Below are 22,754 nucleotides of genomic sequence, written 5' to 3'. Positions count from 1 at the left end.
CCCTCTCCCATAGGGAGAGGGAGAAAACACTAAAAACGGCAACCCATGGGTTGCCGTTTTGCTTTTACTTAACTGTGCTTGTTCTTCAATTCAAACCGCGGTGACACCAGACCGTACAGCGTCCAGCCCATAAAGGTCACCATTGCCCCGTAGAGCATCGCTTCCTGGCCGGATGAGTAGAGCGCATAGAAGCTGTAGATTGCCCCAATCAGCGCCACAATATTCGCCACTCTTGCTTTGCGTGGATCCACCTTCGCCACCTTCTGGATGATCACCAGCGCTGCCATCGACAGAATATACGGAATGATGTTCGTCACCACCGCCAGGTTGACCAGCACGTTGAACTGGCTGTTCAGCGACGGGCTAATGGTCATCAACGACAATCCACTCTGGAAGATGACAATCGCCAGCATGCCCTGCACCGGCGCATCCGCTTTGGTCACGCGGGAGAAGATTTTTGGGAAGTAACCTTCATCAGCCGAGGATTTAAACACCTGTGCGATGGTGAACTGCCAGCCGAGGAGTGAACCGCAGCAGGACATCACCATCAGACCCATAATCACCTTCCCGACTTCCGGTGTGAACATCTGCGCGAAGGCCAGCCCAAACGGCGCCGTGGAGTTAGCCAGATCCATATTCGGTACGATGCCCGCAATCACGTTAGTCGAGACGATATAGATCACCGCCGCGCCCAGCGTGCCGCCGAGGACCGCAATCGGCACGTTCTTTTCCGGATTCTCTACCACTTCCGCGTTCGCGCAGGCGGATTCCAGACCCAGGAAGGCCCAGAGCGTCATGGCGATAGAAGAGCCGACCGCGGTAAAGAACGGCACATGGTGCGGGTTCCAGGAGTTGGCGTAGAGCGTCGGGCTAAACCAGAACCAGCCGATGATGCACAGGCCGACAACCGGGATAATCACGCCCCAGACGGTGATGCTTGAGAGCTGTCCGGTGATACGCGCGCCGCCAAAGTTAGCCACGGTGCAGATCCACAGCACGCCGATGGTCGCCAGCCCAATTTGCACCGGACTGAGCGTCGCGCCAAACAGCTCCGTACCGTAGCCCACGGCGGAGATGGCAATCGCCACGTTGGCGATCAGCAGCGACACGCCGTAGGTGTAGTTGGCCATAAAGTTGCCCGACTTGCCAAAGGCGTATTCGGCATAGCCGCCCATGCCGCCTGACTTACGGCTGAACATCCCGCACTTGGCAAACGCCCAAGCCAGCGCCATTGAACCGACTGCCGTCACCAGCCAGGAGATGATAGAGATGGTACCCACCTCAGCCAGTTTGGTTGGCAGCATGATAATCCCGGAGCCCATCATGTTCACCATGGTGAGGATGGTCAGCTGCACCACGCCCATCTTATTGGACTTACTCATAATTTCTCTCCTTTCAGCAGCGCGGGCTGAGCGGCGGGTTGTTTGATGACGTTACAGCGAACCTGTTTGCGACCCTCGCACTCCTCGACGTACACACCCTGCAGCTCCGGCGCGAAGCCAGGCAGAAGGTTGATGCCTTCTTCCAGTGCGGCAAAATAGCGCAGCACGGAACCACCCCAGACTTCCCCCGGAACCACGCACAGTACCCCCGGTGGATAAGGGAGCGCGCCTTCGGCGGCAATGCGGCCTTCCGCGTCGCGCAGGGAGACCAGTTCAACCTCACCGCGCAGATAGGCGTAGTTTGCTTCCTGTGGGTTCATCATCACGCGCGGGAAGTGAGACTTGCGGAACATCTCTTTCTGCAGCTGTTTCACGTTGTGGCGGGCGTACAGATCATGCATTTCCTGGCAGATCTGGCGCAGGGTGTAATCCGCGTAACGTTCCGTATGTTGTTTGTAGAGAGATGGCAGGACGTCTTTCAGCGGAACATCGCTCTCGAGCAGTTTTTCGAAGCGCACCAGCTGCGCCACCAGCTGCTGCAGTTTGCCCATATCTTCCGCAGGCGTGAGCAGGAACAGGATCGAGTTAAGATCGCATTTTTCCGGCACGATGCCGTTTTCACGCAGGAAGTTGGCAAGAATAGTAGCGGGCACGCCGAAGTCGTCATACTCCCCGGTGCGGGCGTTGATGCCCGGCGTGGTCAGCAGGAGCTTGCACGGGTCGATAAAATACTGATGCTCAGCGTAGCCTTCAAAGGCGTGCCAGTTTTCACCCGGTACGAAGTGGAAGAAGCGCAGATCGGTCGCAATTTCCGCCGTGTCCCAGCTTTCCCACGGGCGGCCATCTACCGTTTCCGGCACGAAGGGGCGCAGATACCGGCAGTTCTCCAGGATCAGCTTGCGCGCTTCGATACCGTTCACCACGCAATCCATCCACATGTTGCGGCCGCTCTGGCCTTCATGCATACGGGCGTTAATGTCCAGCGCAGCGAACAGCGGATAAAACGGGCTGGTGGAGGCGTGCATCATAAAGGCATTGTTCAGCCGCTTGTGCGGGACATAGCGCTGTTGCCCTTTGATATGGCTGTCTTTCTTATGGATTTGCGAGGTCTGCGAGAAGCCGGCCTGCTGTTTATGCACGGACTGGGTGACCAGGATCCCCGGATCGTTTTCGTTCAGCTCCAGCAGCAGCGGAGAGCAGTCGGCCATCATTGGAATAAACTGCTCGTAACCCACCCAAGCGGAGTCAAACAGGATGTAATCACACAGATGCCCAATCTTATCCACCACCTGACGGGCGTTATAGATGGTGCCATCGTAGGTGCCCAGCTGGATCACCGCCAGACGGAACGGACGCGCATCGCGTGCACGGCCAGGCGCCACCTCCGCCACCAGCTCGCGCAGATAACTTTCTTCAAAGCAGTGGGCGTCAATGCCGCCAATAAAGCCGTACGGGTTGCGCGCGGTTTCCAGATAGACCGGCGTTGCGCCAGCCTGGAGGAGAGCACCGTGATGGTTAGATTTGTGGTTGTTACGGTCAAACAGCACCAGGTCACCCGGGGTGAGCAGGGCGTTAAGCACCACTTTGTTGGATGACGAGGTGCCATTCAGCACGAAGTAGGTCTTATCGGCATTAAAGACCTTTGCCGCATGCTGCTGGGCGATGCACGGCGCGCCTTCGTGGATCAGCAGATCGCCCATCGCCACGTCGGCGTTACACAGGTCGGAGCGGAAAAGCGTCTCACCAAAGAAATCGACAAACTGATTACCGGCAGGATGACGGCGGAAGAACTGGCCACCCTGATGCCCCGGGCAGTCAAATGCGCTGTTGCCCTGCTTCACATAGTCGACAAGGGCGCGGAAAAACGGCGGGCGCAGCTGGGTTTCATACTTCTGGGCTGCCGCTTCCAGCTGGCGTCCAAAAAAGTCGTTGCTGGTGTCTGAATACTCAAATACGCCGTGAATGCGCGATAAATAGTCTGCCGGAATGAATTCCTCTTTGTGCGTCGCGACAAAAACAGGAATGCCAAAACCGGTGGCTTCTATTTCATCCAGGATACCGCTGGCAATATCCGTGACCGCCAGAACAATGGCGGCAACATCAATATAATCAGAGGCACGGACATCTACCAGTTCACGCTGGGTAGTAAAGCAATCCGGACATGCACGGCTGGCTGCGATTTTTAAACTTTTCATCTTTCTCTCTTTATTTTAGGTAATGAGCGTCCCTCGATTTCTTGCAAGAAAGAAATCGATAATTTACCGGAAAAAAAGCAAAGGGTGGCCGCTGATTAAAATCAGTGAATTGCTTTTTTGATGATTGAAATTCAGTCCGCCCGGTGCGGATGCGTCTGAATTAAAATGAATGAGCGCACGAGTTCACAGGCAATAGCCTGTAAAATAAGGTTTTTCAGGATAACCTGTAAGCGAGTGCGCCAGAAGTCGAAGGACTACCGGGCATTAAAGAGATGAAAGTCAAAGCAGTTTCGGTGGGCAAACATCATGATATGTGTTGTCCGCCTTATATGGGGCATTAAGCGATTGTTGTTTTCCATGTTTCATTTTCCTTTCAGTAATTGAAAGCATGGTCATTTTATCCAGGGAAAGGCGATTAACCGTGAGGTAGATCACCGTTAAACGATAAAATCAGAAATAAATATTCGTTTTAGATGAATATTGCAGATCAAAATTCTGATTTGTTGATGTTACGTTAACAGATTGTGTTATCAATGTTTTAAATGAGCAAGAATAACCCGTAAAAATAATGTATGAGTTATTTATGAAATAATGTCTGAGGTGTTTTGATTTTATTTAAAAATAAAATGAATAGTTATTCAAAGCATAAACCGATAACCGATACCGGTTTCAGTTAATAAATGGCGAGGGCGAGCGGGGTCAACTTCGAGTTTCTGACGAAGATGTCCCATATATATGCGTAAATAATGACTATGTTCCACCGCGTTGGGCCCCCACACCTGACTTAACAGCTGGCGTTGGGTGAGAACCTTGCCGTGGTTGTTGAGCAGAACGGCGAGCAGGCGAAATTCTATTGGCGTCAGATGGATTTCTTCTTCACCGCTCACAATGCGTCGCGCGGCCAGGTCAACCCGGATATCCCCAAACGTGTAGGTTGGGTCAGCAGGCGTGGTTGCACTGTGGCGACGCAGCGCCACGCGAAGGCGAGCCTGTAATTCGCCGATACCAAAAGGTTTAATCAGATAGTCATCCGCCCCGGCATCCAGCGCCGCGATTTTATCCGTCTCTTCCGTACGCGCGGAGAGCACGAGGATCGGCATCTGGCTCCACTGACGAACTTCCCGGATAAAATCGATGCCGTCGCCGTCAGGCAAACCAAGATCGAGGATCACCAGGTCCGGCTTGCGGGTGGCGGCTTCAATTAAACCCCGCTGAAGCGTACCCGCATCATGAACGCGCAGACCGTCTCCTTCCAGCGCAGCGCGCAGAAAACGGCTAATGGCGATCTCATCTTCAACAATCAGAACGTTGATCACAAATCCTCTGGTAATTCATTAAGTTCTGGCGGGGTTTCCAGAGGAAGTGTAACACAAAACCGCGCGCCGCCTTCGGGACGATTCTCTGCGGAGATGGACCCGCCATGGACGTCAATGATCGCCTGGCAAATCGCCAGCCCCAGCCCCACGCCCGGAATGGCCGACTCCTTATTGCCGCGCGCGAATTTTTCGAAAATAGCCAACTCCTGCCCGGCGGGAATGCCGGGTCCGGTATCCCAGACGTCAAGGTGAAGCGTGCCGTCGTCCACCGTCGCATCCACGCCAATTTGCGCGCTGGCGCCCGCATATTTGCCGGCATTTTCCAGCAGGTTGATCAGCACCCGCTCAAACAGCGGACCATCAACGTGAATTAAGGTCAGGGGCTCGGGCATGTTCAGCGCAATATGCCGCCCGCCCAGGCCGGGTTCGAGCATTTTCAGGGCGCTGCCCACCACCTCTTCAAGCGTTAGCCACTCTTTTTTGAGGTTAAAACCGCCTGACTGGATACGCGCCATATCGAGCAGGTTATTCACCAGACGCGTGGTATTCAGCACATGCTGGCGGATCTCGCTGGCCTGAAGCGCGTGTTTAGAGCCTTCGGCCGCCAGGTCCAGCGTCAGGATTTCTGACTGACCAAACAGGACGGTGAGCGGGGTTCGCAGATCGTGAGAGAGCGCCGCCAGCAGCGAGTTACGAATGCTTTCTCGCTCGCTCGCCAGCCGGGCCTGTTCTTCGCTGGCGGTGAGGGCCAGCCGCTCCAGCGCGCTGGCAACCAGCAGCGTAAAGGTCTCCAGCAGCCGCTGCTGTTCGGGGATCATCAGCTGGCGCAGGTTTGAGGGCTCAACAATCACCAGCCCCTGATTTTTATCGGCGCTGCGCAGCGGCAGAATTTGGTAGGGCACGCCGGGCAGGGTGTCGGTCCCTGCGCCCGCAGGTAACCCTTTATCAAAGCTCCAGCGCGCGATGGCTTCGTCCCAGGGCGTCATGCCTGAGGCCGACGTCAGCGGGCGCAGCTTGCCGTGTTCGTCCGGGAGCAAAATCAGGTTGCTGGCATGAAACGTCGAGCGAATGAACTGCTCGCTGGTCTGCACGATATCCAGCGGCGTGCGTCCCACCGCCAGCGATTTCGACATCTCATAGAGATGGCGCGTGCGCTGCTCGCGATAGCGGGCAATACGCGCCTGATAGCGCACGCCCGCCGTCAGATTCCCGATCACCAGCCCGACGGTGAGCATCACCGCGAAGGTAAGAATGTACTGTACGTCCGACACCGCGAGCGTCCCTCGCGGAGCAATAAAGAACAGATCGAAGCTGATGACGTTGATCACCGTCGCCAGGACCGACGGCCAGCGACCGTAAAAGAGCGCCACCACCACTACGCCAAGCAGGTAGATCATCACCAGGTTGGCGGCATCAAACGCGATCAGCCACTGGCTGGCAATCACGGTAATCAGGGCGCAGAGCACGACGGCGACAAGACAGCCGCGCAGCTGAATGCGCCATTTATCGCTGAAGGCACGGCTGTCCGGCGCGCGGCTGGGTAACGGCGTGGGCTTATCATCCAGCGCCACTATCACCAGGTCCAGATCCGGTGCGCGGCGGGCCAGCTTGTCGGCAAAGGATTCGCGGCTAAACCAGCGGCGGTGCTGGCGACGGCCAATGACGATTTTCCCCAGGTTGTGCTCACGGGCGTAGCGCAGAATGGCTTTATCTTCCTGCGGATCGGAAAGGGTGGCGGTTTCCGCACCCAGCTCCTGCGCCAGGCGCAGCGAACTCAGAATAGCGCGGCGCTGGTTTTCGGGCAGCGCGTGCAGCTGCGGCGTTTCGACATACACCGCATGCCAGACGCTGCCAAATTTGGCCGCCAGGCGAGCGGCGGTGCGGACAAGCTTTTCATTGCCGCTGCCGTGGCCGACGCACAGCAGAATGGCATCCCGCGTATGCCAGACGCGTTCCTGGCCCTGCAGGTCACGCCAGGCGCGCATCTGATCGTCGACGCGATCGGCAGTACGACGCAGGGCCAGCTCGCGCAGGGCAATCAGGTTACCTTTACGGAAGAAATGTTCGATGGCGCGCTCGGCCTGGCCGGCGATATAGACTTTGCCTTCATGCAGGCGCTGGCGCAAATCATCGGGGGGCAGGTCGACCAGCACCACTTCATCGGCAGAATCAAAGAACGGATCGGGCACCGTCTCGCGCACCTGAATGCCGGTCACGCCGCTCACCACGTCGTTCAGGCTTTCGAGATGCTGAACGTTAACCGTGGTGAATACATCGATGCCGGCTTCGAGCAGCTCTTCTACATCCTGCCAGCGCTTTGGATGGCGTGAACCAGGCGCATTGCTGTGCGCCAGCTCGTCCATCAGGATAAGGGCGGGGCGGCGGGCGAGGGCGGCATCAAGATCGAATTCGGTAACTAACCGACCGCGGTGGCTGATGCGGCGGGGCGGCTGGGTAGCCAGCCCCTTCAGCAGCGATGCCGTCTCTTTGCGTCCGTGGGTTTCTACCACGCCGATCAAAATATCGAGCCCCTGCGCCCGAAGCCGCTGGGCTTCCGTCAGCATGGCGAAGGTTTTCCCGACGCCTGCGCAGGCGCCAAAGAAAATTTTCAGTTTGCCGCGATGGGCTTCAGCCGTCTGTTCAAGCAGCCTGTCCGGATCCGGGCGCATGGGCTCGTCGGTCATTTAGTTTTTCCTTAGCGCGTCCAGCGCCAGATTCAGCTCAACAATATTCACCACGGGCATGCCGATGAAGCTGACCAGCGGCTTTTGCGTGTGCTCTGCAACCAGCTGGCTAACCTGTTCGACGGTCAGCTGACGGGCCGCGGCGACGCGCGGGATTTGCCAGGCCGCTGCTGCTGGCGTCAGGCTGTAGTCCAGCCCGCTGGCCGAGGCGGTCACCAGCTCTACGGGCACCTCACGGCTGGCCTGCGGATTGGCGGCGCGCAGGGCTGCGACGCGCTCAGCAACGGCTTTGTCCAGCTCAGGGTTGCTGCCCGCCAGGTTGCTGCCGCCGGATGCCATCGGATTATACGGGCTTTCGGCAGTGGCGGAAGGGCGTCCCTGGAAGTAACGGGCATCCGTAAAGTTCTGACCAATCAGGCGCGAACCGCGGTTTTCACCGTTTTGCATAATCAGCGAGCCGTTGGCCCGATCCTTAAACCACCACTGGCCCAGCGCGGTGGTCACCAGCGGGTACAGCCCGCCGGTAATGAGAGACAGCAGAATAAACAGAAGTATAGCGGGGCGTAACATCGTCATTTGATTCACCTTTTAAACCAGGCCGAACAGCGTCAACAGCAGGTCGATAACCTTGATACCGATGAAAGGCACCACCAGCCCGCCCAGACCGTAAATCCACAGGTTGCGGCGCAGCATGGCGGCGGCGGTGAGCGGCTTATAGCTCACGCCTTTCAGCGCCAGCGGGATCAGGAAGACAATAATCAGGGCGTTAAAGATCACTGCGCTCAGAATGGCCGATGCCGGAGAGTGCAGGTGCATCACGTTCAACGCGTTTAATTGCGGGTAGGTCGCAGCAAACGCCGCCGGAATGATGGCGAAATATTTCGCCACATCGTTGGCGATACTGAACGTGGTCAGCGACCCGCGCGTCATCAGCATCTGCTTGCCGATGTGCACCACTTCAATCAGCTTGGTCGGATTAGAGTCGAGGTCGACCATGTTGCCCGCCTCTTTTGCCGCCTGGGTACCGGAGTTCATCGCCACCGCCACGTCGGCCTGCGCCAGGGCTGGGGCATCGTTGGTACCGTCGCCGGTCATCGCCACCAGACGGCCTTCCGCCTGATACTGACGAATCAACGCCAGTTTCGCTTCCGGTGTGGCTTCGGAAAGAAAATCATCCACGCCCGCTTCGGCGGCAATCGCCGCGGCGGTAAGACGGTTATCCCCGGTGATCATCACCGTTTTGATCCCCATTTTACGCAGCTGGGCAAAGCGTTCCTTGATGCCGCCTTTGACGATATCCTTCAGCGCAATGACCCCCAGCACATGTGCCCCTTCGGCCACCACCAGCGGTGTCGCCCCCTGACGGGCCACGCTTTCGACCAGGCTGTCCACTTCCGGTGGGAAGTGGCCGCTGTTGGCCTCAATGTGGCGACGGATAGCGTCAACAGAGCCTTTACGGATCATGCGATCCTGAATGTTAATGCCGCTCATGCGGGTTTGCGCCGTGAAGGGCACGAAAGTGGCGTGCAGGCTCTGAACGTCGCGCTGGCGCAGGTTAAAGCGCTGCTTGGCGAGGATCACGATGCTGCGGCCTTCCGGGGTTTCATCGGCAAGCGAAGAGAGCTGTGCGGCATCCGCCAGCGTTTTTTCATCCACGCCCGGGGCGGGCAGGAAATCTGACGCCTGGCGATTACCGAGGGTAATGGTCCCGGTTTTATCCAGCAGTAAGACGTCCACGTCACCGGCGGCTTCCACTGCGCGCCCGCTGGTGGCGATGACGTTGGCACCGAGCATACGGCTCATGCCGGCTACGCCGATGGCTGACAGCAGGCCACCAATGGTGGTGGGGATCAGGCAGACCAGCAGCGCCACCAGCACCGTGATGGTGACCGCGGTGCCCCCGTAGGCGGAGAACGGCCACAGCGTCGCGGTTGCCAGCAGGAAGACGATGGTCAGGGCCACCAGCAGGATGGTCAGGGCAATCTCGTTCGGCGTTTTACGACGCTGGGCGCCTTCCACCATGGCGATCATCCGGTCGAGGAAGGTTTCCCCCGGGTTAACGCTACACTGGATCACCAGCCAGTCGGAGAGAATGCGCGTCCCGCCCGTCACGGAGGCGAAATCGCCGCCGGATTCACGGATAACCGGCGCGGATTCCCCGGTAATGGCGCTTTCATCCACCGAGGCGCCCCCTTCGATGACTTCACCGTCGCAAGGGATAATATCCCCGGCTTCCACCAGCACCACATCGCCTTTGCGCAGTTCATCCGCCGGAACGTGGTCCATCTGCGCGCCGTATTTCGGTTCACGTAGCTTGCGCGCGAAGGCGGTTTTCTTCACCCCTTTCAGGCTGTTGGCCTGGGCTTTACTCCGGCCTTCCGCCAGCGCTTCCGCAAAGTTAGCGAACAGCACGGTAAACCACAGCCACAGGCTGATTGCGCCGGTAAACATCGCATTTCCCGGCATGTGGCCCGTTCCCATGGCAATCGCCAGGGCGGTGGTCAGCACGCTTCCCGCCCAGACAATAAACATCACCGGGTTGTGCCACTGCACGCGCGGGCTCAGCTTTTTCACCGCATCCATGAGCGCCTGGCGAACTAATGACGGTTCGAACAGGGCCAGTTGTTTACGACTCATGACAATTTCTCCGCAAAATCAGCGTAAAGAGAGGTATTCCGCGACCGGGCCTAACGCGAGGGCGGGGATAAAGGTCAGGGCGCCGACCAGTAACACGGTACCCGTCAGCAGGCCGATAAACAGCGCGCCGTGGGTCGGCAATGTCCCGGTGGTGGTCGGTTGGATTTTTTTATTCACCAGCGATCCGGCAATCGCCAACACCGGCACAATGATCCCAAAGCGACCCACAAACATGCAGAACGCCAGCAGGCAGTTCCAGAACGGTGAGTTGGCGCTTAAGCCCGCAAAGGCGCTACCGTTGTTGTTGGCGGCAGAAGAGACGGCATACAGCACTTCACTAAAACCGTGAATGCCGGGGTTAAAGATGCCGCTGCGTCCGGCCTCGGTCATCAGCGCAAGCGCGGTGCCTAGAAGCACAAGCGCAGGGGTGACCAGAATCGCCAGCGCGGTTAATTTCATCTCGCGAACGTCGATTTTTTTACCGAGGTATTCCGGGGTGCGGCCAATCATCAAACCGGCAATAAACACCGCCAGCAGCACGAACAGCAGCATGCCGTAAAGACCCGAGCCCACGCCGCCAAAGACGACTTCGCCAATCTGCATCAGCCACATCGGGATCATGCCACCCAGCGCCGTAAAGGAATCGTGCATGGCATTGACTGCCCCGCACGAAGCCGCCGTGGTGACCACCGCATACAGGCTGCTGGCGAGAATGCCAAAGCGACTCTCTTTACCTTCCATGTTGATATTGCTGTTGGCCCCCAGCTGCATGAAATGGCTGTTGCCGCTCCATTCAGCCCACATCACCAGCGCCACGCAGACCACAAAGATCAGCGACATGGTCCAGAGCAAGGTGCGGCCCTGACGGCGATCGTTAACCACATCACCAAAGGCAAAGCAGAGCGCGGCGGGGATCAGGAAAATCGCCAGCATCTGCACAAAATTGGTCAATGCGGTAGGGTTTTCAAACGGATGCGACGAGTTGGCGTTGAAGAAACCACCTCCGTTCGTTCCGAGCATTTTGATGGCTTCCTGTGACGCCACTGGCCCCATCGGCAGGAGCTGTTTTGCACCTTCCAGCGAGGTATAGGACGCGTAAGGCATCAGGTTTTGCAGGGTGCCCTGCTGGATGAAGAACAGCGCGATCAGCAGCGCAATTGGCAGCAGGATCCACAGCGTAATGCGGGTCAGATCCACCCACGCGTTACCCAGGGTATTGATTTTCTGACGCGCAAACGCACGCGTCAGCGCGAAGATTACCGCGATACCGCTGGCGGCAGAGAGGAAGTTTTGCACGGTTAGCCCGACCATCTGGCTGAAGTAGCTCAGCGTGGTTTCACCGGCGTAGGACTGCCAGTTGGTGTTAGTGACAAAGCTCACCGCCGTGTTCAGCGCAAGATGCCAGGACAGGCCCGGTAACCGTTGCGGATTCAGCGGCAGGATGCCCTGCAACATCAGCATGGCAAAAAGCGCAATGAGCCCAACGATATTCAGCAGCAGAATGGCGATCAGATACTGACGCCAGTTCATCTCCCGATCGTCTATTCCCAGTACGCGCCAGATCCCTTTTTCAACGCTTCCCGTGCCGGGCAAAGGGACGTTGTTGATTAATCGTGCCAGTCCCGATCCCAGTGGCCTTGCCAGAATGAACAGTACCACTAAGAAGCTGGCAATAAGCAGAAACGCCTGAGCAGCCATCAGAAGGCCTCCGCATTTATCAGGGCATAGACCAGATAACCCAATAACAGGAACACCAGCACGATGCCGGCAATAAGACCTGCACTCACAATCCACCTCCGGGTGACTTTCGTTGTTGTACTAACGGTAGGATTTCCGGCGCAAAGATTTCGCAAAAATGGGGAGGGCGGGTGTAAAAAAAGTATAAAAATGGCAAAGCCCACAATTTAACTATTGATAAGTAAATCGTTAACTTTTTTGTAACTTAATTACGGAGAGAATGTAAATATTCCCTAAATGGGCAAAAATAAGTGGTCGGATGAGTAGTAAAATTACAAACAAAGCGATATTATTTTAGCCAGGTCACAGATTTTGAATTTTCCGGATGACGTTTCCGGCCAACTATAGGGGAGAAAAATATGGATCTTTATAAAGAGTATCCGGCTCATATCGTGTTCTTGCGCCGCGCTTTCGCCGTAGTGGCTGGCGTGCTGGCTCTGCCGGTGATGCTGTTCTGGAAAGATCGTGCACGTTTTTACAGCTATCTGCACCGCGTCTGGGCGAAAACCAGCGAGAAGCCGGTGTGGATGGATCAGGCCGAGAAAGCGACCTGCGATTTCTACTGATACTAAGACTACACATAGCAATAAAAAAAAACCGCCAACAGCAATGTGGCGGTTTTTTTGTCCCTCGGGATTCGCGGTCCGTTGGGTGGCTTCAGGCCCTCGTCAGAGGTTACAGACATATATTTAGCCCTCTTTCTTGCCGGGTGACGCTGCGCTTACCCGGCCTACACAGTGCAAAGATATCAAGTATTGCATGTTTCATTGCAGGCCCGTGCAAGCGTAGCGCCACCGGACGAAGCGCACATCGAGTACTTTGTTAGCAGTCTGTAAGGCCGCCCTGGCGGCCTTTTTTATTTCATCCCGTCTACACTTCATGGCAAAGTAGTTCAATGCATGCTTTTTCCTTTTACGGCATGCCCTTACGGACATAATGGATAATTGCCTGGAGTTTTATGCCCACCCATCTGGTTTGGTTTCGCGCGGACCTGCGCGTACATGACAACATCGCCCTTGCGGCAGCCTGCCGCGCCAAAGACGCTAACGTATTGGCACTGTTTATGGCCACGCCCGAGCAGTGGCGGCAGCACGATATGGCCCCCCGGCAGGCGGCCTTGCTCCGGGCGTATCTGAACGATCTGCAGCACTCGCTTGCTGGAAAAGGCATACCGCTTCTCTATAAAGAGGTGGGTGATTTTGCCGCACAGCTTCAGACGGTGCAGGAGATCTGTAAGCAGCACAAGGTCACGCATCTTTTTTACAACTATCAGTACGAATTCAACGAGCAGCAGCGCGACCGTCAGCTGGAGAAGATGCTGGAAGGGGTGGTCTGCGAAGGGTTTGATGACAGCGTGATGCTGGCACCGGGCAGCGTGATGACCGGCAACCACGAGATGTATAAAGTTTTTACGCATTTCAAAAATGCCTTTATCAAACGTCTGAAAGAGGCGCTGCCGGAGTGCGTTGCCGCGCCTGCCGTGCGAGGCGAAGCCATAAAAGAGCTGCCTGAGCTGACGTTTGATTACCCTCAGCAGCCGTTTGATGAAACGCTGTTCCCCGCCGATGAGAAAGCGGCCATCGCCCAACTGCGCCAGTTCTGCAAGCAGGACGCGGCCAGTTACGACGCGCGTCGGGATTTTCCCGCCATCGAGGGTACCAGCCGCCTGTCGGCCTGTCTGGCGCTGGGCGCGATCTCACCGCGCCAGTGTTTGCATCGTCTGCTGGCGGAGCAGCCGCAGGCGCTGGAGGGGGGCGCAGGGTCTGTCTGGCTGAATGAACTTATCTGGCGCGAGTTCTACCGCAATCTGATGACCTTTCATCCTGGTTTGTGTAAGCATCGGCCCTTCATCGGCTGGACCGATAATGTAAAGTGGCAATCGAATGATAAGCAGCTGAAAGCCTGGCAAAGCGGGCAGACGGGCTATCCGATAGTCGATGCCGCCATGCGTCAGCTTAATGAGACGGGGTGGATGCACAACCGCCTGCGGATGATTACCGCCAGCTTTCTGGTGAAGGATCTGCTTATCGACTGGCGTATCGGAGAGCGCTATTTTATCTCTCAGCTGATCGATGGCGATCTCGCGGCGAATAACGGCGGCTGGCAGTGGGCGGCCTCTACCGGCACCGATGCCGCACCCTATTTCCGGATTTTCAATCCGACCACGCAGGGGCAAAAATTTGATGCGGACGGCGATTTTATCCGCCGCTGGGTTCCTGAACTTAACGGTATACCTGCTAAAGCGATCCACGAACCGTGGGCATGGGCGGATAAACAGCGTGTAAAGCTGGATTACCCTCGTCCGATTGTCGACCATAAACAGGCGCGTGTCGCCACGCTGGCGGCGTACGAAGCGGCCCGCAAAGCATAAGAGAGTGATGATGAAAAACAGCGAACTGGAAAGCCTGATTAACGAAAAACTGAACAGTACCTCCTTCAGCGATTACGGCCCGAACGGGCTCCAGGTTGAAGGCCGTGAGACGGTGCAAAAAATTATCACCGGCGTGACGGCAAGTCAGGCGCTGCTGGACGAGGCCGTTCGTCAGAACGCCGACGCGGTGATTGTTCATCACGGTTACTTCTGGAAAAACGAATCGCCGATTATTCGCGGGATGAAGCGCAATCGTCTGAAAACGCTGCTGGCTAATGACATCAACCTGTACGGCTACCACCTGCCGCTGGATGCGCACCCGGAGCTCGGCAACAACGTCCAGCTGGCGCAGCTACTGGGGATTACCGTGATGGGTGAAATTGAGCCGCTGGTGCCGTGGGGCGAGCTGGCGATGCCGGTACCAGGACTGGAGCTGGCCTCGTGGATTGAAGCGCGCCTGGGTCGTCGTCCGCTGTGGAGCGGTGATACCGGTCCGGATACGGTGAAGCGTGTCGCATGGTGTACCGGTGGCGGTCAGGGCTTTATCGACAGCGCCGCGCGTTTCGGCGTCGATGCTTTTATCACCGGCGAGGTTTCCGAGCAGACCATTCATTCGGCGCGTGAACAGGGGCTGCATTTTTACGCGGCTGGCCATCATGCCACCGAGCGCGGCGGCATTCGCGCCCTCAGCGAGTGGCTGACGGAAAATACCGATCTGGATGTGACCTTTATTGATATCCCTAACCCAGCCTGACGAGAGGTAGTTAAGTGCAGCGAGCGCGTTGTTATCTTCTGGGTGAAACCGCAGTGGTTCTGGAGCTTGAACCACCGGTGACGCTTGCCACGCAAAAGCGTATCTGGCGGCTGACCCAGCGTCTGGCCGACATGCCTGAAGTGGTTGAGACCATTCCGGGTATGAATAACATAACCGTCGTGCTGCGTAGCCCGCATACCCTGGCGCTGGATGCCATTGAACGTTTGCAGCGCTGGTGGGAAGAGAGCGAGGCGCTGGAACCGGAATCGCGCGCCATTCAGATCCCGGTCGTTTATGGCGGTACGGGTGGGCCAGATCTTGGCGTGGTGGCAGACCACTGCGGATTAACCGAAAAGCAGGTTGTTGAGCTGCACAGCTCGGCTGACTACGTGGTCTGGTTCCTGGGGTTTCAGCCCGGATTCCCGTATCTGGGCGGATTATCTCCCCGGCTGCATACGCCACGCCGTGCCGAGCCGCGCGTGAGCGTGCCGGCGGGGACGGTGGCTATCGGCGGTGAGCAGACCGGCGTTTATCCGCTGACATCGCCTGGCGGCTGGCAGCTTATTGGACATACCGCTACACCGTTATTTGAACCCGGGCTGGAGACGCCAATACTCTTGCGTCCCGGGGATACCCTTCGCTTTATCCCGCAGAAGGAGGGGGTATGTTAACGCTTATTCGCGCCGGGCTTTACACCTCCGTACAGGATGCTGGTCGCTTTGGTCTGCGCCAGTCGGGCGTAAGCTACTGCGGTGCGCTTGACCGTCCTTCGCTGGAGATTGCCAACCTGCTTGTGGGCAACCCTGGCAGCACGGCGGCGCTAGAAATTACGCTGGGTCAGTGTGTGATTGAGTTTGGTCAGGAAACCTGGTTTGCCTTAACCGGCGCAGGGTGTGAGGCGACGCTGGATGGCAAAGCGGTGTGGACCGGCTGGCGGCTGCGTGCGAAAGCCGGGCAGCGCCTGACGCTCAAACGTCCGCTGCACGGCGTGCGTAGCTATCTCGCGGTGGCTGGCGGCATTGACGTGCCGCAGGTGCTGGGTTCATCCAGTACCGATCAGAAGGCCGGGATCGGCGGTCACGAAGGACGTTTGTTGCGCGATGGCGATCGGCTGGCAATCAAAGCCTCCGCGCGCCATTTCTCGACCACGCAGGGCGTAAAACAGCTGCTGTGGGGAAACCAGATCCGCGCCTTACCGGGGCCGGAATATCATGAGTTTGACGAGGCTTCTAAAGAGTCCTTCTGGCGTGCGCCGTGGAAGATTAGTCCGCAGAGTAACCGCATGGGCTACCGCCTTCAGGGGCAGCCGCTGACCCGTACGACGGACCGGGAGCTGCTCTCCCACGGTTTATTGCCTGGGGTTATTCAGGTGCCGGGAAACGGTCAGCCCATCGTATTAATGAACGATGCGCAAACTACCGGCGGCTATCCGCGCATTGCCTGCATCATTGAAGCGGATCGCTACCATCTGGCGCAAATTCCCCTCGGCCAGCCGATTCACTTCGTGCAGTGTTCGCTGGAGGAGGCGCTTAAGGCGCGGCAGGATCAGCAGCGTTATCTTGAACAGCTGGCGTGGAGGCTTGATGGTAAAGATTGATTTGAACGCCGATCTCGGGGAGGGAAGCAGCGCTGATTCGGAACTGATGACTCTGGTCACCTCGGTCAATATCGCCTGCGGCTTTCACGCGGGTGATGCCCAAACCATGCTGGAGAGCGTGCGTAATGCCATTAAAAACGGCGTCGCGATTGGGGCTCACCCCAGCTTTCCCGATCGGGAAAACTTTGGCCGTACGGCGATGGATCTGCCCCCTGAGACGGTCTACGCTCAGGTGCTCTACCAGATCGGCGCGCTGGAGGCGATGGTGCGCGCCCAGAACGGCGTGATGCGCCATGTGAAGCCGCACGGCATGCTCTACAACCAGGCGGCGAAAGATGCGGATCTGGCGGACGCCATTGCCCGCGCTGTGTGGGACTGCAGCCCGCAGCTGATCCTTGTGGGTCTGGCGGGCAGCGAGCTGATTCGCGCCGGACAACGGCTGGGCCTGACCACCCGTCAGGAAGTGTTTGCCGATCGAGGATACCTGCCGGACGGCAGTCTGGTTCCACGAACGCAGGCCGGGGCGCTGATTACCGACGAAGCTAAAGCGCTGGCGCAGACGCTGGAGATGGTGCGCGCCGGGCGGGTGACCGCCGTGGATGGAACACCGGCAAACGTTCAGGCCGATACGGTATGTTTACACGGCGATGGCGAGCATGCGCACCAGTTCGCGCGCCGCTTGCGGGCAGCGTTTTCTGAAGAGGGTATCCTCGTCAGCGCCGAATAATGACGATAAGGACACAAAAATGCCTGAAGGTCCGGAGATCCGCCGCGCGGCGGATAGCCTGGAGGCGGCGATAAAGGGCAAACCCCTGACGGATGTCTGGTTTGCTTTTCCTCAGCTAAAACCGTTTGAATCACAGCTGGTGGGCCAGACGGTGACCCATATTGAAACGCGCGGCAAGGCTTTGCTCACGCACTTTTCCCATAACCTGACGTTATATAGCCATAACCAGCTTTACGGCGTCTGGCGCGTGGTGGAGGCCGACGAGCAGCCGCAAACCACCCGCGTGCTGCGCGTCAGGTTGCAAACGGCGGATAAGGCGATCCTGCTCTATAGCGCGTCGGATATCGAAATGCTTACGCCGGAGCAGCTGCTGACGCACCCGTTTCTGCAGCGGGTCGGGCCAGACGTGCTGGACATGCGCCTGTCGGCCAGCGACGTGAAGGCCCGTCTGTTATCACCCAAATTCCGCAACCGGCAGTTTTCCGGCCTGTTCCTCGACCAGGCCTTTCTGGCCGGGCTGGGTAACTACCTGCGGGTAGAGATCCTCTGGGAAGCCGGGCTTGCACCGCAGCACAAGGCCTCGCAGCTGAGCGATGAACGGCTGGACGCGCTGTCCCACGCACTGCTGGATATTCCGCGGCTGTCGTACAACACGCGCGGCGTCGTAGATGAAAACAAGCATCACGGGGCGCTGTTCCGCTTTAAGGTGTTTCATCGGGCGGGGAAAAAGTGCGAACGGTGCGGCGGGATTATCGACAGGATGATGCTTTCTTCCAGACCCTTTTACTGGTGCCCGCACTGCCAGAAATAAAAGTAAAACGGTAACCCTTGGGTTACCGTTTTAATGTTTTCACCCTCTCATGTGGCAGAGGGCCGGGGTGAGGGCATCAGGCCGCACCCAACGTCTTTTAGCGCTTCAGGTCAGACTTAAAATCACGCTGCTCGTAGCCGGTATACAGCTGACGAGGACGGGCGATTTTCATGCCTTCGCTGTGCATTTCGTTCCAGTGCGCAATCCAGCCTACGGTACGGGCCATAGCGAAGATCACGGTGAACATGGAAGACGGAATGCCCATCGCTTTCAGAATAATGCCAGAGTAGAAATCGACGTTCGGGTAGAGTTTCTTCTCGATGAAGTACGGATCGTTCAGCGCGATGTGTTCCAGCTCCATCGCCACTTCCAGCAGATCATCTTTGGTACCCAGCTCTTTCAGCACTTCGTGGCAGGTCTCACGCATGACGGTGGCGCGCGGGTCGTAGTTTTTGTAAACACGGTGACCGAAGCCCATCAGGCGGAAGGAGTCATTCTTGTCTTTCGCGCGACGCACGAACTCAGGAATGTGTTCAACGGTGCTGATCTCTTCCAGCATCTTCAGCGCCGCTTCGTTCGCGCCGCCGTGCGCCGGTCCCCACAGGGAGGCGATGCCCGCAGCGATACAGGCGAACGGGTTGGCGCCTGAAGAGCCCGCGGTACGGACGGTAGAGGTAGAGGCGTTCTGTTCGTGGTCAGCGTGCAGGATCAGAATACGGTCCATCGCGCGTTCCAGCACCGGGTTCACTTCGTACTCTTCGCACGGCGTGGAGAACATCATGCGCAGGAAGTTACCCGCGTAGGAGAGGTCGTTGCGCGGATACACAAACGGCTGGCCGATGGAGTATTTGTAGCACATCGCCGCCATGGTAGGCATTTTGGACAGCAGGCGGAACGCCGCGATATCACGGTGACGCGGGTTATTCACGTCAAGGGAGTCGTGGTAGAACGCCGCCAGCGCACCGGTGATACCGCACATCACCGCCATCGGGTGAGAGTCACGGCGGAACGCATGGAACAGACGGGTAATCTGCTCATGGATCATGGTGTGACGGGTCACGGTGGTTTTGAATTCATCGTACTGTGCCTGCGTCGGTTTTTCGCCGTTCAGCAGGATGTAGCACACTTCCAGATAGTTGGATTCGGTGGCTAACTGATCGATGGGGAAGCCGCGATGGAGCAGGATACCTTCGTCACCGTCAATGTAGGTGATTTTGGATTCGCAAGATGCGGTAGAGGTAAATCCAGGGTCAAAGGTGAATACACCTTTAGAGCCCAGCGTACGGATATCAATAACATCCTGACCGAGCGTGCCTTTTAGCACATCCAGTTCAATAGCAGTGTCACCATTTAGGGTGAGCGTTGCCTTTGTATCAGCCATTTACGGTCTCCTTAGCGCCTTATGCTTAAGACTGCGCTTTACCGGATTTGCTTTCAGCTGTTAATCACCGTTACCAGATTGTTATTTGGCTTACCGCTCAGCTCACGAGGACAAACCAGGGTACAGAGCTATGGCGCCTTGCAGGTAAACGAATGAAATATCAGTGAAACAACAGCAAATCAGCGTTTTTGCAGTCCGAATTATTCAAACCTGTATATCACTAATAACTGTCCTGATAACTTCGGTCAATACCATCACACTGTTACATAACTATTTGTCAGGTGAAAGAGAGACCTCATAACTTTTGCGCATTATATGCCTTTTCTGATGACGTTTGTAACAATATTGTTTAACATTTGTCAAATCAGATGATTAAAAATTAAAAAGATGTTGTTATCGTGACCCTGATCACTGTTCCAGAGAAAACCCGACAAACTGTATGTAGGTTAATTGTAATGATTTTGTGAACGGCCTATACTGCCGCCAGGTCTCCGGAACACCCTGCAATCCCGAGCCACCCAGCGTTGTAACGTGTCGTTTAAGCATCTGGAAGCAGTGTTTTGCATGACGCGCAGTTATAGAAAAGGAACGCTGCTTGACCCGCATCGCAGTCCGGAGGAAGGAAACAATAAGAACAGCATGTGGGCGTTATTCATGATAAGAAATGTGAAAAAACAAAGACCTGTCAATCTGGATCTCAAAACGATCCGGTTCCCTGTAACAGCAATAGCGTCCATTCTGCACCGTGTTTCTGGTGTGATTACGTTTGTGGCGGTCGGTATTTTACTGTGGTTACTGGGCACTAGCCTCTCTTCCCCTGAAGGATTCCTCCAGGTCTCTGCCATCATGAACAGCTTCTTCGTGAAATTCATCATGTGGGGCATTCTGACCGCGCTGGCGTACCACGTCGTTGTGGGTGTTCGCCATATGCTGATGGACTTTGGCTACCTGGAAGAGACTTTCGAAGCCGGGAAACGCTCCGCTAACATTTCATTTGTGATTACTGTCGTGCTTTCACTTCTCGCAGGAGTTCTCGTATGGTAAGCAACGCCTCCGCATTAGGACGCAACGGCGTACATGACTTCATTCTGGTCCGTGCTACCGCCATCGTTCTCACTCTTTACATCATCTATATGATCGGTTTCTTCGCGACCAGCGGCACGCTGACGTGGGAAATCTGGAGTGGGTTCTTCGGATCCGCCTTCACCAAAGTGTTCACCCTGCTGGCTCTGTTCTCCATCCTTATTCATGCGTGGATTGGCATGTGGCAGGTGTTGACCGATTACGTTAAACCGCTGGCGATTCGCCTCCCACTGCAGCTGGCCATTGTTGTTGCACTGGTGGTTTACGTTATTTATGGATTCGTTGTGGTGTGGGGTGTGTAATGAAACTGCCAGTCAGAGAATTTGATGCTGTTGTAATTGGTGCCGGTGGCGCAGGTATGCGTGCCGCACTGCAAATTTCCCAGAGCGGCCAGACCTGTGCGCTGCTTTCTAAAGTTTTCCCGACCCGTTCCCACACTGTGTCTGCGCAGGGCGGTATCACCGTTGCGCTGGGTAACTCCCATGAAGATAACTGGGAATGGCACATGTACGACACGGTAAAAGGTTCCGACTACATCGGCGACCAGGATGCCATCGAATATATGTGTAAAACCGGCCCGGAAGCGATTCTGGAGCTGGACCATATGGGGCTGCCGTTCTCCCGTCTGGAAAATGGCACCATCTATCAGCGTCCGTTTGGCGGCCAGTCGAAAAACTTCGGCGGCGAGCAGGCGGCACGTACCGCGGCGGCGGCTGACCGTACCGGTCACGCACTGCTGCACACCCTGTATCAGCAGAACCTGAAAAACCATACCACCATCTTCTCCGAGTGGTACGCGCTGGATCTGGTGAAAAACGCCGATGGCGCAATCGTCGGCTGTACCGCGTTGTGCATCGAAACCGGCGAAGTGGTTTACTTCAAAGCTCGCGCTACCGTGCTGGCTACCGGCGGCGCAGGCCGTATCTATCAGTCCACCACCAACGCCCACATCAACACCGGTGACGGTGTCGGTATGGCTATCCGCGCGGGCGTGCCGGTGCAGGATATGGAAATGTGGCAGTTCCACCCAACCGGTATCGCCGGTGCGGGCGTTCTGGTAACAGAAGGCTGCCGCGGTGAAGGTGGCTACCTGCTGAACAAGCACGGCGAGCGCTTCATGGAGCGTTATGCCCCGAATGCGAAAGACCTGGCGGGTCGTGACGTGGTGGCGCGTTCCATCATGATCGAAATCCGTGAAGGCCGCGGCTGTGACGGCCCATGGGGTCCACACGCGAAGCTGAAGCTGGACCATCTGGGTAAAGAAGTTCTGGAATCCCGTCTGCCGGGCATCCTGGAACTGTCCCGCACCTTCGCACACGTCGACCCGGTGAAAGAGCCAATTCCGGTTATCCCAACCTGCCACTACATGATGGGCGGTATTCCGACCAAAGTGACCGGTCAGGCGCTGACCGTAAACGAGCAGGGCGAAGACGTGGTTATTCCTGGCCTGTTCGCGGTAGGCGAAATTGCCTGCGTATCCGTACACGGTGCAAACCGTCTGGGCGGCAACTCCCTGCTGGACCTGGTGGTGTTTGGTCGTGCAGTCGGTCTGCATCTGCAGGAATCCATTGCCGAGCAGGGCGCGCTGCGTGACGCAACCGACGATGAAATTGATGCCTCTCTTGAGCGCCTCAACCGCTGGAACGGTAACCGCAACGGCGAAGATCCGGTGGAAATCCGTAAAGCGCTTCAGGAATGCATGCAGCACAACTTCTCGGTGTTCCGCGAAGGCGACGCGATGGCCAAAGGTCTTGAGCAGCTGAAAGCGATCCGCGAGCGTCTGAAAAATGCCCGTCTGGACGACACCTCCAGCGAATTCAACACCCAGCGCGTTGAGTGCCTGGAGCTGGATAACCTGATGGAAACCGCGTTCGCGACGGCGATGTCGGCAAACTTCCGTACCGAAAGCCGTGGCGCGCATAGCCGCTTCGACTTCCCGGATCGTGATGACGAAAACTGGCTGTGCCATTCCCTGTATCTGCCAGAGTCGGAATCCATGACGCGTCGTAGCGTCAACATGGAACCGAAACTGCGTCCGGCGTTCCCGCCGAAGATTCGTACTTACTAATGCGGAGACAG

At 56.9% G+C, this 22,754-nt stretch carries 20 protein-coding genes; 10 read left to right on the top strand and 10 right to left on the bottom strand.

What is annotated here, in order from left to right:
• Positions 1–68 precede the first annotated feature (68 nt).
• From potE to kdpF, 9 genes are all read right to left on the bottom strand, one after another.
• Positions 69–1,382: a putrescine-ornithine antiporter gene (potE, locus tag UTM25_RS16175; protein WP_095907516.1), complete on the bottom strand. Its 1,314-nt coding sequence runs from the start codon at positions 1,380–1,382 to the stop codon at positions 69–71.
• Positions 1,379–3,577 carry an ornithine decarboxylase SpeF gene (gene speF / locus UTM25_RS16170; RefSeq protein ID WP_194399840.1) on the bottom strand — a complete coding sequence of 733 codons (2,199 nt, stop codon included), beginning with the start codon at positions 3,575–3,577 and terminating at the stop codon, positions 1,379–1,381. Before speF ends, potE begins: the two co-directional genes overlap by 4 nt.
• Before the next feature lie 254 nt (positions 3,578–3,831).
• A complete protein-coding gene (gene speFL / locus UTM25_RS16165) occupies positions 3,832–3,936 on the bottom strand; it encodes a leader peptide SpeFL (protein WP_003858645.1) in 105 nt (34 codons plus the stop codon).
• A 279-nt stretch (positions 3,937–4,215) separates the two neighbouring features.
• Positions 4,216–4,893, bottom strand: coding sequence for a two-component system response regulator KdpE (kdpE, locus tag UTM25_RS16160; protein WP_048976306.1), 678 nt, complete (start codon positions 4,891–4,893; stop codon positions 4,216–4,218).
• Positions 4,890–7,577, bottom strand: a complete 2,688-nt coding sequence (gene kdpD / locus UTM25_RS16155) for a two-component system sensor histidine kinase KdpD (protein ID WP_023310777.1) — start codon at positions 7,575–7,577, stop codon at positions 4,890–4,892. The genes kdpE and kdpD overlap by 4 nt, the downstream gene beginning before the upstream one ends.
• A complete protein-coding gene (gene kdpC, locus UTM25_RS16150; RefSeq protein ID WP_023310778.1) occupies positions 7,578–8,153 on the bottom strand; it encodes a potassium-transporting ATPase subunit KdpC in 576 nt (191 codons plus the stop codon). It abuts the gene before it with no gap.
• Positions 8,154–8,165: 12 nt separating this feature from the next.
• Complete coding sequence (gene kdpB / locus UTM25_RS16145; protein WP_194399841.1) at positions 8,166–10,214, bottom strand: potassium-transporting ATPase subunit KdpB; 2,049 nt, start codon at positions 10,212–10,214, stop codon at positions 8,166–8,168.
• Between the two features lie 18 nt (positions 10,215–10,232).
• The gene (kdpA, locus tag UTM25_RS16140) at positions 10,233–11,912 is read right to left on the bottom strand and encodes a potassium-transporting ATPase subunit KdpA (protein WP_194399842.1); all 1,680 of its coding nucleotides are present in this window, start codon (positions 11,910–11,912) and stop codon (positions 10,233–10,235) included.
• On the bottom strand, positions 11,912–12,001 hold the full coding sequence (gene kdpF, locus UTM25_RS16135) for a K(+)-transporting ATPase subunit F (RefSeq protein ID WP_014069365.1): 90 nt from the start codon (positions 11,999–12,001) through the stop codon (positions 11,912–11,914). Before kdpF ends, kdpA begins: the two co-directional genes overlap by 1 nt.
• A gap of 309 nt (positions 12,002–12,310) precedes the next feature.
• Here kdpF and UTM25_RS16130 point away from each other — a divergent pair, with 309 nt between their 5' ends.
• The 7 genes from UTM25_RS16130 (at position 12,311) to nei (ending at position 18,211) form a co-directional block, all read left to right on the top strand.
• Complete coding sequence (locus UTM25_RS16130) at positions 12,311–12,517, top strand: YbfA family protein (RefSeq protein ID WP_023310781.1); 207 nt, start codon at positions 12,311–12,313, stop codon at positions 12,515–12,517.
• A 392-nt stretch (positions 12,518–12,909) separates the two neighbouring features.
• Complete coding sequence (gene phrB / locus UTM25_RS16125) at positions 12,910–14,322, top strand: deoxyribodipyrimidine photo-lyase (RefSeq protein ID WP_194399843.1); 1,413 nt, start codon at positions 12,910–12,912, stop codon at positions 14,320–14,322.
• 10 nt (positions 14,323–14,332) lie between these two features.
• Positions 14,333–15,076 carry a type 2 GTP cyclohydrolase I gene (locus UTM25_RS16120; RefSeq protein ID WP_023310783.1) on the top strand — a complete coding sequence of 248 codons (744 nt, stop codon included), beginning with the start codon at positions 14,333–14,335 and terminating at the stop codon, positions 15,074–15,076.
• Between the two features lie 14 nt (positions 15,077–15,090).
• Complete coding sequence (gene pxpB / locus UTM25_RS16115; protein WP_109846272.1) at positions 15,091–15,747, top strand: 5-oxoprolinase subunit PxpB; 657 nt, start codon at positions 15,091–15,093, stop codon at positions 15,745–15,747.
• Positions 15,741–16,673, top strand: coding sequence for a 5-oxoprolinase subunit PxpC (gene pxpC, locus UTM25_RS16110; protein WP_194399844.1), 933 nt, complete (start codon positions 15,741–15,743; stop codon positions 16,671–16,673). Before pxpB ends, pxpC begins: the two co-directional genes overlap by 7 nt.
• Positions 16,660–17,400, top strand: a complete 741-nt coding sequence (gene pxpA, locus UTM25_RS16105) for a 5-oxoprolinase subunit PxpA (RefSeq protein WP_194399845.1) — start codon at positions 16,660–16,662, stop codon at positions 17,398–17,400. The genes pxpC and pxpA overlap by 14 nt, the downstream gene beginning before the upstream one ends.
• Before the next feature lie 19 nt (positions 17,401–17,419).
• Positions 17,420–18,211, top strand: coding sequence for an endonuclease VIII (gene nei / locus UTM25_RS16100; protein ID WP_194399846.1), 792 nt, complete (start codon positions 17,420–17,422; stop codon positions 18,209–18,211).
• Between the two features lie 97 nt (positions 18,212–18,308).
• Here nei and UTM25_RS16095 read toward each other — a convergent pair whose 3' ends face one another.
• The gene (locus tag UTM25_RS16095; protein ID WP_023310788.1) at positions 18,309–19,592 is read right to left on the bottom strand and encodes a citrate synthase; all 1,284 of its coding nucleotides are present in this window, start codon (positions 19,590–19,592) and stop codon (positions 18,309–18,311) included.
• Positions 19,593–20,231: 639 nt separating this feature from the next.
• Here UTM25_RS16095 and sdhC point away from each other — a divergent pair.
• The 3 genes from sdhC to sdhA are packed head-to-tail and all read left to right on the top strand — an operon-like array spanning position 20,232 to position 22,743.
• Positions 20,232–20,636, top strand: a complete 405-nt coding sequence (gene sdhC, locus UTM25_RS16090; protein WP_194400097.1) for a succinate dehydrogenase cytochrome b556 subunit — start codon at positions 20,232–20,234, stop codon at positions 20,634–20,636.
• Positions 20,630–20,977 carry a succinate dehydrogenase membrane anchor subunit gene (sdhD, locus tag UTM25_RS16085; RefSeq protein ID WP_008501088.1) on the top strand — a complete coding sequence of 116 codons (348 nt, stop codon included), beginning with the start codon at positions 20,630–20,632 and terminating at the stop codon, positions 20,975–20,977. Before sdhC ends, sdhD begins: the two co-directional genes overlap by 7 nt.
• A complete protein-coding gene (gene sdhA / locus UTM25_RS16080) occupies positions 20,977–22,743 on the top strand; it encodes a succinate dehydrogenase flavoprotein subunit (protein WP_023310789.1) in 1,767 nt (588 codons plus the stop codon). Before sdhD ends, sdhA begins: the two co-directional genes overlap by 1 nt.
• The last annotated feature ends 11 nt before the right edge of the window (positions 22,744–22,754 follow it).

This window comes from Enterobacter sp. 61D5, from assembly GCF_034107965.1.
Classification (GTDB): Bacteria; Pseudomonadota; Gammaproteobacteria; order Enterobacterales; family Enterobacteriaceae; genus Enterobacter; species Enterobacter cloacae_M.
Note: the sequence above shows the minus strand (reverse complement) of the source record. Positions and strands in the feature narration are given on the sequence as shown.